At 73.0% G+C, this 17,399-nt stretch carries 6 protein-coding genes and 2 pseudogenes; 4 read left to right on the top strand and 4 right to left on the bottom strand.

Going from position 1 to position 17,399, the window contains the following annotated elements; genetic code table 11:
- Window positions 1-8: 8 nt before the first annotated feature.
- Window positions 9-770 (bottom strand): thioesterase II family protein, encoded by a 762-nt coding sequence (locus AC3IYJ_RS21555; RefSeq protein WP_489396420.1) that lies wholly within the window; start codon window positions 768-770, stop codon window positions 9-11.
- Between the two features lie 276 nt (window positions 771-1,046).
- On the opposite strand from AC3IYJ_RS21555, the gene AC3IYJ_RS21550 reads away from it, so the two are divergent.
- The 4 genes from AC3IYJ_RS21550 (at window position 1,047) to AC3IYJ_RS21535 (ending at window position 7,028) form a co-directional block, all read left to right on the top strand.
- Window positions 1,047-2,213: a DegT/DnrJ/EryC1/StrS family aminotransferase gene (locus AC3IYJ_RS21550; protein WP_489396419.1), complete on the top strand. Its 1,167-nt coding sequence runs from the start codon at window positions 1,047-1,049 to the stop codon at window positions 2,211-2,213.
- Window positions 2,210-3,307, top strand: coding sequence for a Gfo/Idh/MocA family protein (locus tag AC3IYJ_RS21545; RefSeq protein WP_489396418.1), 1,098 nt, complete (start codon window positions 2,210-2,212; stop codon window positions 3,305-3,307). Before AC3IYJ_RS21550 ends, AC3IYJ_RS21545 begins: the two co-directional genes overlap by 4 nt.
- Before the next feature lie 80 nt (window positions 3,308-3,387).
- Entirely contained in the window at window positions 3,388-4,065 is a 678-nt protein-coding gene (locus AC3IYJ_RS21540; RefSeq protein WP_489402880.1) for an HAD-IA family hydrolase, read from the top strand.
- A 191-nt stretch (window positions 4,066-4,256) separates the two neighbouring features.
- Window positions 4,257-7,028, top strand: a complete 2,772-nt coding sequence (locus tag AC3IYJ_RS21535; RefSeq protein WP_489396417.1) for a helix-turn-helix transcriptional regulator — start codon at window positions 4,257-4,259, stop codon at window positions 7,026-7,028.
- 56 nt (window positions 7,029-7,084) lie between these two features.
- Here the strand turns inward: AC3IYJ_RS21535 and mhpA are convergent, their stop codons facing one another.
- From mhpA to AC3IYJ_RS21520, 3 genes and pseudogenes are all read right to left on the bottom strand, one after another.
- Window positions 7,085-8,701 carry a bifunctional 3-(3-hydroxy-phenyl)propionate/3-hydroxycinnamic acid hydroxylase MhpA gene (gene mhpA, locus AC3IYJ_RS21530; protein WP_489396416.1) on the bottom strand — a complete coding sequence of 539 codons (1,617 nt, stop codon included), beginning with the start codon at window positions 8,699-8,701 and terminating at the stop codon, window positions 7,085-7,087.
- A gap of 51 nt (window positions 8,702-8,752) precedes the next feature.
- Window positions 8,753-8,926: pseudogene (locus AC3IYJ_RS21525) on the bottom strand (acyl carrier protein); the annotation flags it as partial.
- 219 nt (window positions 8,927-9,145) lie between these two features.
- Window positions 9,146-17,398, bottom strand: a pseudogene (locus AC3IYJ_RS21520) (SDR family NAD(P)-dependent oxidoreductase); the annotation flags it as partial.
- Window position 17,399 lies beyond the last annotated feature (1 nt).

The following is a 17,399-nucleotide window of genomic DNA, read 5'->3' as shown; positions in this document are numbered from 1 at the left end:
CGGCCCCTTTACCCGACCGGCTGCGCCGCGCATTCCTTGACGACCGTGCGGCGAATGATGTCCAGGACCTCGGTCTGGTGCCGGGTCAGATAGAAGTGGCCGCCCTTGAAGGTGTGCAGGGAAAAGCCCGCGGAGGTGTGCGCCGACCAGGCCTGCGCCTCGTCCGCCGTCACCTGGGGGTCGTCGTCCCCGGTGAGGACCACGACCGGGGTGGACAGCGGCGGGCGCGGCTGGTGCCGGTAGGTCTCGATGGCCTCGTAGTCGCTGCGCAGCGCCGGAAGGATCATCCGGAGCAGTTCGTCGTCCATGAGCATCCCGGAATCGGTGCCGTCCAGCAGCTTGAGCTCCTCGATCACCCCCGCGTCCGAGCGCAGGTGGACGGATTCCACCCGGTGGCGGGAGGGCGCTCGGCGCGCGGAGGCGAACAGCGCGGCCGGGGCCGTGCCCGCGTCCTCCAGCCGGGCGGCGACCTCGTAGCCGAGCAGTCCGCCCATGCTGTGGCCGAACAGGGCGAGCGGGCGGTCGGCCCAGGGCAGCAGGGCCTCGGTGATCCGGTCGGCGAGCTCGGCGAGGCGGGTGATGCCCGGCTCGTGCCGGCGGTCCTGGCGGCCGGGGTACTGGACGGCCAGTACGTCCATCGCGGGCGCGAGCGCGCGGGCCACGGGGAAGTAGAAGCTCGCCGAGCCGCCCGCGTGCGGGAGGCAGACCAGCCGGACGGGCGCCTCGGGGGCGGGCTGGAAGCGGCGGAGCCAGGGGTCTTCGTACGTCATCGGGGGACCTCGATCCACTCTCGGGTCATCGGGCAGGAATTCGTTCCGGCTTTTTCGCGGCATTTTCCACGGTGCGCGGCGGGCCGCCTTCGGGGTGCCGTTCCGCAACGGCACCGCTTTTACCGGGAAAGCTACAACACTCTTTCAACGGTCTTGCCGGTGAGCCTTTTCGGGGCTTTCCGCAAGGGCTCCATAGGGGGATGCATAGGGGATGACGCTCCCGCCGTCAGCCAGTAAATTTCCGCCCAGCATTTGACTCACAGGGAGCAGAGAAAAATGAGCCAGCTTTCCCGGCAGACTCCGGACTTCCCCGTTTGGCCCCAATTCGGGGACGAGGAGCGCACCGGACTGATCCGTGCCCTCGAGCAGGGTCAGTGGTGGCGCATGGGTGGCAGCGAGGTCACCACCTTCGAGCGCGAGTTCGGCGACTACCACGGCGCCGAGTACGCCCTGGCGGTGACGAACGGCACCCACGCGCTGGAGCTCGCCCTCCAGGTGCTCGGCGTCGGCCCGGGCACCGAGGTCATCGTGCCCGCGTTCACCTTCATCTCCTCTTCGCAGGCGGCGCAGCGGCTCGGTGCCGTGGCCGTCCCCGTCGACGTGGACCCCTTCACCTACAACATCGACCCGGCCGCCGTCGCCGCCGCGATCACCCCGCGCACCGCGGCGATCATGCCGGTGCACATGGCCGGTCAGATCGCGGACATGGACGCACTCGGCAAGCTGTCCGCGGACAGCGGCATCCCGCTGATCCAGGACGCCGCGCACGGGCACGGCGCCGAGTGGGACGGCAAGAAGGTCGGCGAGTTCGGCGCCGTCGCGGCGTTCAGCTTCCAGAACGGCAAGCTGATGACCGCGGGCGAGGGCGGCCTGGTCACCTTCAACGACGCGGAGCAGTTCGAGACCGCGTTCCTGCGGCACAGCTGCGGCCGTCCGCACAGCGACCGCTACTACTTCCACAAGACCTCCGGCTCCAATTTCCGGATGAACGAGTTCTCGGCGGGCGTGCTCCGCGCCCAGCTGGCCCGCCTCGGCGGTCAGATCGACACCCGCGAGCACAACTGGCCGATCCTGTCCGGGCTGCTCTCCGAGATACCCGGCGTGGTGCCGCAGCACATCGACCCGCGCATCACCCGCAACCCGCACTACATGGCGATGTTCCGACTCCCGGGCTGGACCGCCGAGCGCCGCAACGCGCTCGTCGACCGACTGATCGCCCGCGGTCTGCCGGCCTTCGCCGCCTTCCGTGCGATCTACCGCTCGGACGGCTTCTGGGAGACCGGCGCCCCCGCGGAGACGGTCGACCAGATCGCCGCCCGCTGCCCCAACACCGAGGCGATCTACGCGGACGCCATCTGGCTGCACCACCGCACCCTGCTCGGCACCGAGGAGCAGATGCACGCGATCGCGAACATCCTCTCCGACGAACTGGCCGCCGAGTGAGCTCCCCGCTCCGGGTGGCCGTGGTGGGCCTGGGCTGGGCGGGACGGTCGATCTGGCTGTCCCGTCTGGCCGCCCACCCGGCGTTCGAGGTGACCGCGGTGGTGGACCCCTCCCCCATCGCCCAGGAGGTCGCCGCCGAGACCGGTCCGGGCGTGCTCGCCCTGTCCGGCATCGACGAGCTGACCCCCGACCTCGCGGACCTCGCGGTCGTCGCCGTCCCCAACCACCTGCACAGCAAGGTCGCCTGCAGGCTGCTGGAGCGCGGCATCCCGGTCTTCCTGGAGAAGCCGGTCTGCCTGAACTCGGCCGAGGCGGACGAACTCGCCGCCGCCGAGCGGGCCGGCGGGGCCGTCCTGCTGGCCGGCAGCGCCGCCCGCTACCGCGCCGACGTGATGGCGCTGCGCGAGGCCGCGGCCGGGCTGGGGCCGCTGCGGCACATCGACGTCTCCTGGGTCCGTGCCCGCGGAGTCCCGGACGCCGGCGGCTGGTTCACCCAGAGCCAGTTGTCCGGCGGGGGCGCCCTGGTGGACCTCGGCTGGCACCTGCTGGACACGGTCTCGCCGCTGGTCGGCACCGCCGGGTACGAGGAGATCGCCGGATCCGTGTCCGACGACTTCATCGCGGCCGCCTCGCACGGCGCCTCCTGGCGGCACGAGGACGCGGACCGGTCCACGTCCGGCGGCGACGTGGAGGACACCGCGCGCGGCTTCCTGGTCACCGATGACGGGGTCTCGGTCTCGCTGCGTGCGAGCTGGGCCTCCCACGAGGCCCTCGACAGCACGGTGATCAAGGTGGAGGGCGCTTCGGGAACGGCCTCGCTGCGGTGCACCTTCGGATTCAGCCCCAACCGGGCGGGCGGCGGCGAACTGTCCTTGACCAGGGCGGGCGACACCACGCCGATCGCGTTCGACGAAGAGCCGATCGGGGCCGAGTACGACCGTCAGCTCGATGCACTGCCGGCCCTGCTCGCCGATCCCGCGTCCCGGGGCAAGGCCGTCGAGGACACCCGCCGGACCATCGCCGTGATCGAGCGCATCTACACCTCGGCGCGCCGCGCGCGGTCCCGTCGGCAGGAACTCGCGTCCGCCCGCTGAGCGGCGCCCGTACTCCTCGCGCTCCTCTCCACCCCGCACACACCGTCTTCTGGGAGATCCCCGTGAACACTGGTACAGCCCTGCACGCCTCCGCCCGCACCCTCGCGTTCGAACATCCCAAGAGCGTGATCGTCTTCGATCTCGACGGAGTGATCGTGGACAGCTTCCCGGTCATGCGCGAGGCCTTCAACCTCGCCTACGCCGAGGTCGTCGGTGACGGAAAGGCTCCGTTCGAGGAGTACGAGCGCCACCTCGGGCGATATTTTCCCGACATCATGAAGATCATGGGCCTGCCGCTGGCGATGGAGGGCCCCTTCGTCCGGGAGAGTTATCGCCTCGCACATCTGGTCCCCCTCTTCCCCGGCGTCCGCGAGGTCCTGGAGGAGCTGCGCGCCCGCGGCTTCCGGACCGCGATAGCCACCGGCAAGGCCGGTGACCGGGCCCGGCACCTGCTCACCCAGCTCGACGTCATCCACCTCTTCGACCACGTCATCGGCTCGGACGAGGTGGCCCGCGCCAAGCCCGCCCCGGACATCGTCCTGCACGCCCTGGACCTGCTCGGGGCCCGTGCCGAGGAGGCGCTGATGCTCGGTGACGCCGTCACCGACATCGCCGCCGCCCGCGGCGCCGGCATCGCCGCCGTGGCCGCGCTGTGGGGCGAGTCCGACTCGGCCGACCTGCTGGCCACCTTCCCGGACGCGGCCCTCGACGAGCCGGCGGAGCTTCTCGCCCTGCTCCCGTCGGTGGTCACCAGCTGAACACTCCCCCGGCCGCCCCAACTCCCCTCCGGGAGCGGCCCGTTCGGCGCCCCGCACCGGTCCGGTCCTCCACATCCCCGAGGGCCGGACCGGCGCGTTCGGCGCGGTGGATGCACGGTTCCCGGTCAGTGACACGCCCTCCCCGATAGTGGCGCCGCGGCCGGTGGACGGTCATCACCATTGGGGGAGCAATGCTTGTCGAGCGGGACGAACACCTAGGCCGTCTGCACCTGATCCAGGAGGCGGCCCGGTCCGGCAAGGGCCGGATGGTGCTGCTCGAAGGCCCGTCCGCGACGGGCAAGACCGAACTGCTGCACGTCTTCGCCGACCGGGCCGAAGCCGCCGGATTCCGGCTGCTGCACGCGGTCTGCTCCCGGTCGGACCAGGACCTCCCCTTCGGCGCCGCCAAGCAGCTGCTGCGCGCCGCGGGCCTGTCCACCGACGGCCTGCCCTCCACCGTCACGGCCGCCGAATCCGCCCCGGGCGACGAAATCACGCACACCGTCGACGAGTTGTGCGTCGCACTGCTCGAACGCTGCGCCGCCGAGCCGCTGCTGCTCGCCGTGGACGACGCCCAGTACGCCGACGCCCACTCGCTGCGCGTCCTGCTGCACCTCGCCCGGCGGCTGCGCTCGGCCAGGATCGCCGTGCTGCTCGTGGAGAACACCGACATCGCCTCCCCGCACCGGCTCCTCCAGGCCGAACTGCTGCGCAACCCCCACCTGTCCCGGATCCGGGTCGCCCCGCTCACCGAGGACGGCTCCGCCGCGTTCCTCGCCGAGCGCCTGGGACCCCACCGGGGCCACCTGCACGCGGCCGCCCTGCACTCCTTCAGTGGCGGCAACCCGCTGCTGCTCGGCGCCCTCGCCGACGACCAGGACGCCGGCGACGAAGACGCCCGCGGCTACGGGCTCGCCCTGCTCAGCTGCCTGCACCGCGGCGAGCCCGCCACCCTGGCCGTGGCCCGCGCCGTGGCCGTGCTCGACACCGCGAACGGGCAGGTCACCCCCGACGGGCTGGCCGCCCTCGCGGCCACCGACCGGGAGACGCTCGAAGCGACCCGGCGGGCCATGGCCGTCGCCGGGCTGCTCACCGACGAGGGCGAACTGCGCCACCCCCGCGCCCGCGCCGCCGTACTGGAGGACATCGGGCCGCGCGAGCGTTCCGCACTGCACCAGCGGGCCGCCCGGCTGCTGTACGACGGCGGCGCGGAGCCCAACCGGGTCGCCCGCCACCTGCTGGAGGCGGGCCGGGCCGACCAGCCGTGGGCCGTCCAGGTGCTGCTCGACGCGGCCGAGCACGAGCGGCTCGCCGACCGGCCCGACGCCGCCACGGCCTGCCTGGAGCTGGCCCACCGCTCCAGCGGCGACAAGCAGGAGCGGGCCACCGCCCTGGCCCGGCTCACCCACACCGCCTTCCAGCGCGACCCCTCGGCGGCCGTCCGCCACCTGGCCTCGCTGCTCGCCGCCGAACAGGCCGGCTACCTCGGCTTCCACGAATCCACCCTGCTGCTGAGGCAGTTGCTGTGGCACGGTCGCACCGCGGAAGCCGCGACGCTGCTGGAGCGGCTGCGGACCTCCACCACCGAGCGGCCCACCGGGCCCGGCTCCGAACTGGCCGACCTGGAGCAGTGGCTGTCGTGGGCGCACCCCTCGCTGGCCCGGCCCGTCGGCACGGCGGGCGCCGCCAGTGCGGCGGCGCAGCGGGGCGCCACCGTCGTGACCCTGCGCAGCGATCCGTGGCTCGGGCGCGCCGCGGCCCTCGCCGACCAGCTGGCCCGCAACCGGCCGGGCGCCGCCGAGCGCGCCGAGCAGGTGCTGTGGGACCTGCGGCTGAGCCGGGGTGCGAGCTGGGCCGACGAGACCGCGATGCTCGCGCTGCTGACCCTGCTGCGGTATGGCAGCGCCGACAACGCCGCGGACTGGTGCGAGCGCCTCGTCATCGACGCCCAGGAGCGCTGCGCGACCACCTGGCAGGCGGTGTTCACCGGCATCCGGGCCGAGATCGCGGTCCGGCAGGGCGATCTGACGTCGGCCGTGGAGCGGGCCCGGGAGGCCCTGGCCCTGCTGCCCGTCAAATCCTGGGGCGTACTGGCGGGGCTGCCGCTCGGCAGCCTGATCGTCGCCCACACCCGGCTGGGCCAGTACGAGGAGGCCTCCCGCCAGCTGGGGCAGAGCGTGCCGGACAGCATGTACGAGAGCTGGTTCGGGCTGTCCTACCTGGAGGCCCGCGGCGTCCTGCACCTGTCCACCCACCACCATCACGCCGCGCTGGCCGACTTCCTGTCCTGCGGCGAACTCCAGCGCAGCTGGGGCGTCGACGCCGTGGGCCCGGTGCCCTGGCGGGTCGGCGCGGCCGAGGCGTGCCTGCGGCTGGGCAACATGGACCGGGCCCGCCAGCTGGTCCACGAGCAGCTCGCGCGGCCCGGCGCCGGCAACGCGCGCACCCGCGGCCTGGCGCTGCGCCTCTACGCGGCGACCAGCCAGCCGGGCCGCGGCCTCCAGCAGCTCACCGAGGCGCTGGAGCTGCTCGAATCCACCGGCGACCGGTACGAACAGGCGCGGGTGCTGGCCGACATGAGCCGGACGTACTACGCGCTCGGCGAGCACCGCAGGGCGCGCACCCTCTTCCGCCAGGGCCTGCACGTGGCCAACGCCTGCAAGGCGCAGCCCTTGGCGCAGGAGCTGCTGTCGGGCTCCGCCGAGCAGCCCGCGGCGGCGGCCGCCGCCGAGGGCGGTGGTCACAGCGGCCAGGGCGGCCAGGGCTTCGAGCTCAGCGATTCCGAGAAGCGCGTGGCCTCCCTCGCGGTGATGGGCTACACCAACCGGGAGATCGCCACGAAGCTCTACATCACGGCGAGCACCGTGGAGCAGCACCTCACCCGCGTCTACCGCAAGCTCCGGGTCAAGCGGCGCCAGGACCTGCCCGCCGACCTCTGGATGAACGCCACCCGGGCCGGCTGAGGCCCCGACCGCGCGGAGCCCCGTACCCCTGCCGGGAGTACGGGGCTCCGCGCGTTCTACACCCCGGCCGGGACCCGGGTCTCGGCCAGGGCCTCGCGGACCGCTCCGATCAGCTCGGCGGTGTTCGCCGGGCCGGCCGCGGCCCCGTAGACGTAGAAGTCGGGGCGGATCAGCGCCGAGGTGGCGCCGGCCTCGGCGAGGAACGGCAGGTAGACCTCGTCCAGGTCCACCACCGCGTCGGGGCCCGCCTGCTCGGCCGGGGTGCCGGCCGCGACGACCCGGACCACGTGCGCGCCCAGGCCGTCCAGGAAGTCCCGGTCGGCGGTGTCGAGGAGCAGCTCGGGGTCCTCCGTGGTCAGCAGGACGAAGCCCAGTCCGACGACGCTGTCGAACAGTCCCGTCCGCCCGGCCCGCTCCACCCGGGCCTGCGGCGAGAGGGCGCCCGCCGGGCGGATCGGCCGGCCCTTCTCGTTGAGCTTGACGAAGCCGCGGGCCAGCGGCTGGAGCGGGGAGCGCTGCTGGGAGGGGATGCCCGAGGCGGCCGCCCGCTCCGCCGCGGCGAGCATCACCATGTCCCGGTCGGCGGCCGCCTTCGGATCCGTCTGGCAGATGATCTTGCCGAGGTTCACGGACATCCCGATGGCGTGCTTGATGTGCGTGCGGCGCTCCTCCTGGTAGTCGTCCAGCAGCTCGGTGGTGCCGCGGCCGTCCAGCAGCGCCGCCAGCCGCCAGGCCAGCGCGCCCGCGTCGCGGAAACCGGAGGACATGCCCTGCCCGGCGAAGGGGGGCATGACGTGCGCGGCGTCTCCGGCCAGCACCAGCGGACCCTCGTGCCAGGTCTCGGCGGCGCCCGCCCGGAAGCTGTAGACGTGGTGGCGGCGCAGCGTGGCGTTCTCCGGGTTGATGTCGAACAGCTTCAGCAGCCGCCACGCGCTCTCGCGGGTGTTGAGCCCCTCCACGGTCTCGCCGGCCGTCCGCATGAACTCGTAGCGCCGGTTGCCCGGTCCGGCCGAGACGGAGGTGCGCGGCTGCGCCGGGTCGCAGATCTGCAGGTTGTTCGGGTGGAACTCGCGGCCGTCGTGGTGGACCACGTCGCAGACCAGCCAGTCGTGGGAGAAGTTGACGTCCGAGAATCCGGCGTCCATCCTGCTGCGCACGAAGCTGTTCGCGCCGTCGCAGCCGACCACCCAGCGGGCCGAGAAGGTCTTCTCGGTGCCGTCCTCGGCGACCGCGGTGACCTCGGCCCCGTCGGAGCGCGTCCGGAGCCCCACGACCTGGTGGCCCCGGTGCACGGTGATGTTCGCCAGGGTCGCGGCGCGGGCCTGGAGCTCCTCCTCCAGCGCCGGCTGGTACATGGAGGTGGACTCGGGCCAGCCGCAGAGCTTGCGCTCGGAGCCGTCGATGTCCAGGAGAATCCGCCCGTCCGCGTTCTTCCACTGGTAGGAGCCCGAGGGCTCGCCGATGCGGCCGATGAGCCCGCCGATGCCCGCGGCGGTGAGGGTGCGCGCGGCCTCACCGTCGAAGGCCACCGCACGGGGCATCGGGTAGGCCTGCGGCCACTTCTCCACGACCGTGACGTTCTTGCCTCGGTCGGCGAGCAGCAGGGCGAGCAGCTGGCCCACGGGGCCGTATCCGACGATCAGGACGTCGGCCTCGGTCGGTGCGTCGAACATCAGGGTGCCTTTCAAAGGGTGTGGTGGTCGCGGGCAGGCAGTTCAGGCGGCTCAGGCGGCTTCGGCCGCCAGGAGCTCCAGCAGGTGCTCGGCGATGAAGGTCGGCGTCGGGAAGTCGAAGAGCAGCATCGGGCTGAGCGCCAGACCGGTCACCTCGACGAGGCGGTTGCGCAGTTCGACGGCGCTGAGGGAGTTGAAGCCGACCTCGAAGAAGGGGCTGTCGCCGTCGAGTTCGTCCTCGAAGGGCTCGTCGGTGGCGAGCTCCTCGCGGGCCGCCTCGGACTCGGCGACGATCAGGTCGATGAGGATCTCGGTCTGCTCGGCTTCGGAGAGGCCGGCCAGCTTGGCCAGCAGGGCCTGCTTGGTGGCCTCGGCCGGGTCGAGGGCCTGGGCGGCTTCGGTGGTGTCGGCGGTCTCGGTCAGGGTCGTCGTCGCTGTCATGGGATTTCCGGCCTCCAGCCAGTAGTTGCGGCGCTGGAAGGCGTACGTCGGGAGTTCCACCCGGCGTCCGCCCTCGAACAGGGCCGACCAGTCGATGGTGATGCCCCGGGTGAAGAGTTCGCCGAGTGCGGTCACGGCGCTCTGCGCTTCGGAGGCGTCGCCCCGCAGCGCGGGGACGAAGGCGGTGTTGGCGGTGTCGCCGGTCAGGCAGGCCGGGCCCATCGAGGTGAGGACCCCGCCGGGGCCGAGCTCCAGGAAGGTGACGGCGCCACGCTCCTGGAGGGTCCGGATTCCGTCGGCGAAGCGGACGGCGTCGCGGACGTGGCGGACCCAGTAGTCGGGGCTCGCCAGTTCGGCGGGCTCGGCGACCTTGCCGGTGAGGTTGGAGACCACCGGGACGCGCGGGGCGCCGTAGGTCAGGCTCGCGGCGACCTTGCGGAACTCCTCCAGCATCGGGTCCATCAGGACCGAGTGGAAGGCGTGGCTGACGACCAGGCGCTTGGTGCGCCGGCCCAGGCCGGAGAAGTGCGCGGCCAGTGCCTCGGCGGCGTCCTCGCGGCCGGAGACGACCACCGAGTTCGGGCCGTTGATCGCGGCGATCCCGACGCCCTCGCCGAGGTACGGGAGCACCTCGGTCTCGGTGGCCTGGACCGCGATCATGGCGCCGCCGGACGGCAGGGCCTGCATCAGGCGGCCACGAGCCGCCACAAGACGCGCCGCATCCGGAAGATCCCACACACCCGCAACATGAGCAGCCGCCAGTTCACCGATCGAATGCCCGGCCAGGAGGTCGGCGTGGACGCCCCACGCCTCGACGAGGCGGTACAGCGCCACCTCGACCGCGAACAGCGCGGGCTGGGTGAACTCCGTACGGTTGAGGGCGGCTTCGTCGTCCCCGAAGAGCACCTCACGCAGCGGACGCGGCAGGTGCTGGTCCAGCTCGGCCGCCACCGCGTCGAAGGCCTCCGCGAAGACCGGGTAGGTCCCGTACAGCTCGCGGCCCATGCCCAGGCGCTGCGAGCCCTGACCGGTGAAGAGCACCGCGAGGCGGCCCCGGGTCCGGCTGCCGCGCACCACTCCGGGCGAGGTCGCGGCGGTCGCGCCCTCGGCAACGGCCAGCAGCCGCTGGCGCAGGGTGTCGCGGTCGTCCCCGACGAGGACGGCACGCTTCTCGAAGGCGCTGCGGGTCCGGGCGAGCGAGTGGCCGATGTCGTACGCGGAGGCCTCCCGGCCCTCCGGATCCTCGTCGAGGAAGGCGTCGAGCCGCTCCGCCTGGGCGCGCAGGGCCTGCTCGGACTTGCCGGAGAGCACCCAGGGCAGCGGGCCTCGGGCGACGGCGGCCGGGGCCTTGCCGGGCACGGTCCCCGGGGCGGCGGGGGCGGCGACGGGCGCGGCCTCCTCGACGATGACGTGGGCGTTGGTGCCGCTGATCCCGAAGGAGGAGACCGCCGCCCGGCGGGTACGGCCTTCCTCGCGCGGCCAGGACTTGGCCTCGGTCAGCAGCTCCACCGCGCCCGAGGACCATTCGACCTTGGCCGTGGGCTCCTCGACGTGCAGGGTCTTGGGGAGCACCTCGTTGCGCAGGGCCATGACCATCTTGATCACGCCGGCGACCCCGGCCGCGGCCTGGGCGTGGCCGATGTTGGACTTCAGGGAGCCCAGCTGGAGCGGGCGGTCCGCGGAGCGGCCCCGGCCGTAGGTCGCCAGGATGGCCTGGGCCTCGATCGGGTCGCCGAGCACGGTGCCCGTGCCGTGTGCCTCGACCGCGTCCACATCGGCGGTGGTCAGGCGGGCGTTGGCCAGCGCGGCCTTGATCACGCGTTCCTGGGCGGGGCCGTTGGGGGCGGTCAGGCCGTTGGAGGCACCGTCCTGGTTGACGGCCGTGCCGCGGACCACCGCGAGGACCTGGTGGCCGTTGCGGCGGGCGTCCGAGAGGCGCTCCAGGAGCAGGAAGCCCGCGCCCTCGGCCCAGTTCGTGCCGTCCGAGGTGGAGGAGAAGGCCTTGATCCGGCCGTCCGGGGCCAGTGCGCGCTGGCTGGAGAAGCCGACGAACGCGTCCGGGGTGGCCATCACGGCCACACCGCCGGCCAGCGCCATCGAGCACTCGCCGGAGCGCAGCGCCTGCACCGCCAGGTGCAGGGTGACCAGGGAGGAGGAGCAGGCGGTGTCCACCGTCACCGAGGGCCCGGTGAGGTCGTACAGGTAAGAGACCCGGCCGGAGAGCACGCTGCCGGACTTGCCCAGGCCCAGGAACCCGCTGACCCCCTCGGGCAGCTCCTGGGCTCCGTTGGCGTAGTCGTGGTACATGTGGCCCGCGAAGACGCCGGTGTCGCTGCCGCGCACCGAGTGCGGGTCGATCCCGGCCCGCTCGAAGGCCTCCCAGGCCAGCTCAAGCATCAGCCGCTGCTGCGGGTCGGTGCCGAGGGCCTCACGGTCGGAGATCCCGAAGAAGGAGGCGTCGAACTCGCCCGCGCCGTGCAGGAGTCCGGCTTCCTTGACGTACGTGGTGCCCTGGTGGTCGATGTCCGGGTGGTACACGGAGTCCAGGTCCCAGCCGCGGTCCTTGGGGAAGTCCGAGACCCCGTCGGTGCCGGTGGCCACGAGCTGCCACAGCTCCTCGGGCGAGGTGACCTCGCCCGGCAGCCGGCAGGACATGCCCACGATCGCGATGGGCTCGGAGGCCGCCCCGGTGATGCGGGCGTTCTCCTGCTTCAGACGCTCGTTCTCGGTGAGGGACGCGCGCAGGGCAGCGACAAGCTTTTCGTCGGAAACTGTCATGATCTTCTCTCCCGGTTCCAGACCGAATCAGTTGCTCGTGCTGGCAAGTGCGCGCGCCACGAGGCTTTCCACATCCATGTCGGCGATCAGCTCGCCGTCCTGCTCCGCTTCCTGCTCCTGCACCTGCTCCGGCTGCGCCGCCTCGAGAGCAGTCCCGTCGCCGTCCGCGAGCAGTTCGCTCTGGATGCGGCGGGCGAGGGCCTGCGGCGTCGGGAAGTCGAAGACGAGGGTGACCGGCAGCCGGATGCCCGTCACCAGGGCCAGTTGGTTGCGCAGTTCGACCGCGGTGAGCGAGTCGAAGCCGAGCTCCTTGAAGGCCTGGTCCGGTCCCACGCCGTTCGCGTCGGCCATTCCGAGCGCCGCTGCCGCCTGCTCGCCGACCAGGTCCAGGACGGCCTGCTCGCGCTCCCTCGGGGACAGGGCGGTCAGCCGCTGCACCAGGGAGTCGCCGGTGGGGGCGGCCGCCTGCGCGGCCCGGCGGGCGGGACGCACCAGCCCGCGCAGGACGGACGGCACCGGGGCGCCTCCCGACCGGCTGGACAGGGCGGCGAGGTCCAGTTTCACGGGGGCGAGGACGGGGTGCTCCGAGCGGAGTCCGGCGTCGAAGAGGGCCATGCCGGTCTCGGCCGTCAGGGGCCGCATGCCGCTACGGGCCATGCGCTCCAGGTCGCTCTGCGCCAGCGTGTCCTGCATGCCGCCGGCCTGCTCCCAGACGCCCCAGGCGAGCGAGGTGGCCGGCAGCCCGGCCCGGTCGCGGTGCTGGGCGAGGGCGTCCAAGTAGGCGTTGGCCGCCGCGTAGTTGCCCTGGCCGGCGCTGCCGACCGTACCCGCGATGGAGGAGTACAGGACGAAGGCGGTCAGGCCCAGGTCCCGGGTCAGCTCGTGCAGGTTCCAGGCCGCGTCCACCTTGGGCTTGAGGACCGCGTCCAGCCGCTCGGGGGTGAGCGCCGAGATCACGCCGTCGTCCAGGACGCCCGCCGTGTGGACCACCGCCGTCAGCGGGTGCTCCGCCGGGACGCTCTCCAGCAGCGCGGTCAGTGCCTCCCGGTCGGCCGCGTCGCAGGCCTCGATCCGCACCGAGGCGCCGAGCCCGGCCAGCTCCTCGCGGAGCTCGACCGCACCCTCGGCGGCCGCGCCCCGGCGGCTGGTGATGATCAGGTTCCGGATGCCGTGCTCGGCCACCAGGTGGCGGGCGGCCAGCCTGCCCAGGGTTCCCGTACCACCGGTGATCAGCGCGGTACCGGCCCGGTCCAGGGACTCGCCCCGGTCGGCCGCCGGGGGGACCTCCCGTACGAGGCGGGGCGCGGTGGCCACCCCGGCGCGGATCGCCAGCTGCGGTTCGCCCGAGGCCAGTACGGCCCATACGGCGTCCCGCGGCTCGGTGTCCTCGTCCACGTCGAGGAGGACGAACTGCTCCGGGTTCTCCGACTGCGCCGAGCGCACCAGGCCCCAGACCGCCGCCGCGGCCGGGTCGGTGACCCCGCAGACCGCGCCCTGGGTCAGGACCACGAGCCGCGAGGACTCCAGCTCGGGGGCGGCGGCCCAGGCCTGCATCAGCTCCAGCGCGCGGGCGGTCAGCTGGCGGACCCGGTCCGGACCCTCGTCGGAGGGCGCCCGGGTGAAGTCGGCCAGCACCGCCGGCGGAACCGGGGTACCCGACCGGACGGCCGCGACGAGGGACTTCAGGCCCGAGTGGTCGGTGCCGAGCAGGACCGGCTCCACGGGGGCCCCGGTCACGGTCTCCAGGGAGACCTGGACCGGCACCCAGTCGGGCCGGAACAGCGCGTCGGCGAGAGCCGCTCGGCCCGCGTCGAAGGACTCGGGCGAGAACGGCCGGGTGACGAGCGAGCCGATGGTGGCGACCGGAACCCCGGCCTGGTCGGCGAGGCGCAGGGTCAGCGCGTCCGTACCGGACCCGGCGGCGTGCACCCGCAGCGCGTTCGCGCCGGAGGCGTGCAGGGTGACCTGGTTCCAGGCGAACGGCAGCCGCAGCGCCGCGCCCTCCTCCGCGGTGGCGCCGCCGTCCGTGACGGCGAAGGCGCTGGCCTGGAGGGCGGCGTCGAGCAGGGCCGGGTGCAGACCGAAGCCCTCCGGGGTCTCCCCCTCGGGCAGGGCCACCTCGGCGTACACCTCGCCGTCCTTGGTCCACACGGACCGCAGCCCCTGGAAGAGGGGGCCGTACTCCAGCCCGGCCTCGGCCCGGTCGGCGTAGTGGCCGGTCAGATCGGCCTGCTCGGCGCCCGCGGGCGGCCAGGTGCCGAAGTCGAAGGAGCCGGCCGGCTCCTCCTTGAGCAGGAACCCGCTGACGTGCCGGGTCCACGGCGCCTCGGAGCCGGCGTCCAGGTCCGTCGAGTGGACCGACACCGGGCGACGGCCCAGCTCGTCGAGGTTGCCGACCGCGACCTGGATGCGGACGCCGCCGCCCTCGGGCAGGACCAGCGGGGCCTCGATGACCAGCTCCTCGACGGTCCCGGTGCCGACCTCGTCGCCGGCCCGGATCACCAGGTCCACGAGGGCCGAGCCGGGCACCAGCACGGTGCCCGCGACCGAGTGGTCGGCCAGCCACGGGTGGGTGCGGACCGAGAGCACCCCGGTCCCCTGCACTCCGCCGTCCGCCTGCGGCAGGAAGGCGCCGAGCAGGGAGTGATTGGCCGGGGTCAGCCCCAGGGAAGCGGCGTCGGCGCCGGATTCCAGCGGCTGGAGCCAGTAGAAGTCGCGCTGGAAGGCGTACGTGGGCAGTTCCACGCGGCGCCCGCCCGGGGCCAGGGCGAGGAGGTCCGCGGGCAGTCCGGCCACGTGCAGCCGGCCCAGCGCGGTGACCGCCGAGCGCACTTCGGAGACTCCGGTGCGCAGCTTGGGCACGAACAGGGCGTCGGCGTCTTCGGCGACGCAGTCCTGGCCCATCGCGGTGAGGACTCCGCCGGGGCCGAGTTCCAGGAAGACGTTGACGGCCTGGTCCTGGAGGGCTCCGATGCAGTCGGCGAAGCGGACCGCATCGCGGACGTGGGAGACCCAGTAGTCCGGACTGGCCAGCTCGGCGGCCTCGGCGACCTTGCCGGTGACGTTGGAGACCACCGGGATCCGCGGAGCACCGTAGGCCAGACCCGCCGCGACCTCACGGAACTCGGCGAGCATCGGATCCATCAGGACCGAGTGGAAGGCGTGGCTCACCGTCAGCTGCTTGGTCTTGCGACCCAGCTCCGACAGCTTCGCCCTGACCGCCAGGCACTCCGCCTCACGACCCGAAATCACCACCGACGCCGGCCCGTTGATCGCAGCGATCCCCACACCCTCACCGAGGTACGGAAGGACTTCCGCCTCCGTGGCCTGGATGGCGACCATCGCACCGCCCGAAGGCAGCGCCTGCATCAGCCGGCCACGAGCCGCCACCAGACGCGCCGCATCCGCCAGCGACCACACACCCGCCACATGAGCCGCAGCAAGCTCACCGATCGAATGCCCGGCCACGAAGTCCGGACGCACACCCCACGACTCCACGAGGCGGAACAACGCCACCTCGACCGCGAACAACGCCGGCTGCGTGAACTCCGTACGATGCACCGCCTCCTCGTCCTCCCCGAACAGAACCGACTTCAGCGGCCGGCCCAGGTGCTGGTCCAGCTCCCCCGCCACCGCGTCGAAAGCCTCCGCGAAGACGGGATAGGCCGCGTGCAGCTCACGGCCCATGCCCAGGCGCTGCGCACCCTGCCCGGTGAAGAGCACCGCCAGGCGGCCCCCCGTCGCCGTGCCCGAGGTGGCCCCGGGGGCCGGACGGCCCGCGGCCACGGCGCGCAGGGCCTCGATCGCGTCGGCCCGGTCGGCGGCGGCCACCACCGCGCGGTGTTCGAGCGCCGCACGGGTGGTGACCAGCGAGTGCGCCACGTCCAGCAGCGCGGGCGAGGACCCGGATTCCAGCAGGTCGGCCAGTCGCGCGGCCTGGGCCTTCAGGCCCTGCGCAGACTTCGCCGACACCGTGAAGGCCAGCTCACCGTGGAACTCCCGTACCTGCTCGGAGAGTTCGGACTCATCGGCCGGGGCCTCCTCGATGACCACGTGGGCGTTGGTGCCGCTCACGCCGAAGGAGGAGACACCCGCACGGCGCGGCCGGTCCTCGTCGCGGACCCACGGGCGGGCCTCGGTCAGCAGCTCGACGGCGCCCGCCGACCAGTCGACCTTCGGGGTGCGCTCCTCGGCGTGCAGGGTCTTCGGCAGCACCTGGTGGCGCATCGCCTCGACCATCTTGATGACGCCCGCCACACCGGCCGCCGACTGGGCGTGGCCGATGTTCGACTTCAGGGAACCGAGCCACAGCGGGCGGTCCCCGGGGCGGTCCTGCCCGTACGTGGCCAGGATCGCCTGGGCCTCGATCGGGTCGCCCAGCGCGGTGCCGGTGCCGTGCGCCTCGACGGTGTCCACGTCGGCCGTGGTCAGCCGGGCGTTGGCCAGCGCCGCCTTGATGACGCGCTGCTGGGCCGGACCGTTGGGGGCGGTGAGGCCGTTGGACGCGCCGTCCTGGTTGACGGCCGTACCGCGGATCACGCCGACCACCGGGTGGCCGTTGCGGCGGGCGTCGGACAGCCGCTCCAGCAGGAGCAGGCCGGCGCCCTCGGACCAGTTGGTGCCGTCGGCCGCGGCGGAGAAGGCCTTGGCGCGGCCGTTCTCGGCGAGACCGCGCTGCCGGGAGAACTCGATGAACCCGTCCGGGGTGGCCATGACGGCCACGCCGCCGGCCAGCGCCATCGTGCACTCGCCCTGCCGCAGGGACTGCGTGGCCAGGTGGATGGCGACCAGGGAGGACGAGCAGGCCGTCTCGATGGTCACCGCCGGGCCTTCGAGGCCCAGCGTGTACGAGACGCGGCCCGAGGTGGCGCTGCCCGAGTTGCCGATGCCGAGCATGCCCTCGACGGAGGCCGGGATCCGCTGCCCCATCGGGGCGTAGTCGTGGTGCATGACGCCGGCGAAGATGCCGACGCTGCTGCCCTGGAGTCCGGTCGGGTCGATGCCGGCCCGCTCGAAGGTCTCCCAGGAGGTCTCCAGCAGCAGCCGCTGCTGGGGGTTCATCGAGAGGGCCTCGCGGGGCGAGATCCCGAAGAATGCGGCGTCGAACTCGCCCGCGTCGTGAAGGAATCCGCCGTGCCGGGCGTACGAGGTGCCGGTGTGGTCCGGGTCCGGGTGGTACAGCTTCTCCAGGTCCCAGCCGCGGTTGTCGGGGAACTCGGTGATGGCGTCCGTACCCGAATCGACCAGCTGCCACAGCTCCTCCGGGGAGGTGACCCCGCCCGGGAGCCTGCAGCCCATGGCCACGATCGCGATCGGCTCGGACTTCTCGGCCTCCACCTCGCGGAGGCGGCCGTTGGCCTTCTTCAGATCGGTCAGTGCGCGCTTGAGGTAGTCGCGCAGTTTCGCCTCGTTGCCGACCGCGCCGGCGCCGTTCTCGTTGCTCATCTGTGTGTCCGTCCGTCTCTGTTCTGGGTGCACC

The sequence above is a fragment of the Streptomyces sp. GL_140 genome (genome assembly GCF_057834465.1).
This window is presented reverse-complemented; position numbering and strand designations above follow the sequence as displayed.

Coding starts and splice junctions, on each gene's coding strand:
- AC3IYJ_RS21550 (WP_489396419.1), top strand. CDS start 1,047: ATGAGCCAGCTTTCCCGGCAGACTCCGGACTTCCCCGTTTGGCCCCAA.
- AC3IYJ_RS21535 (WP_489396417.1), top strand. CDS start 4,257: ATGCTTGTCGAGCGGGACGAACACCTAGGCCGTCTGCACCTGATCCAG.
- mhpA (WP_489396416.1), bottom strand. CDS start 8,701: ATGTTCGACGCACCGACCGAGGCCGACGTCCTGATCGTCGGATACGGC.
- AC3IYJ_RS21555 (WP_489396420.1), bottom strand. CDS start 770: ATGACGTACGAAGACCCCTGGCTCCGCCGCTTCCAGCCCGCCCCCGAG.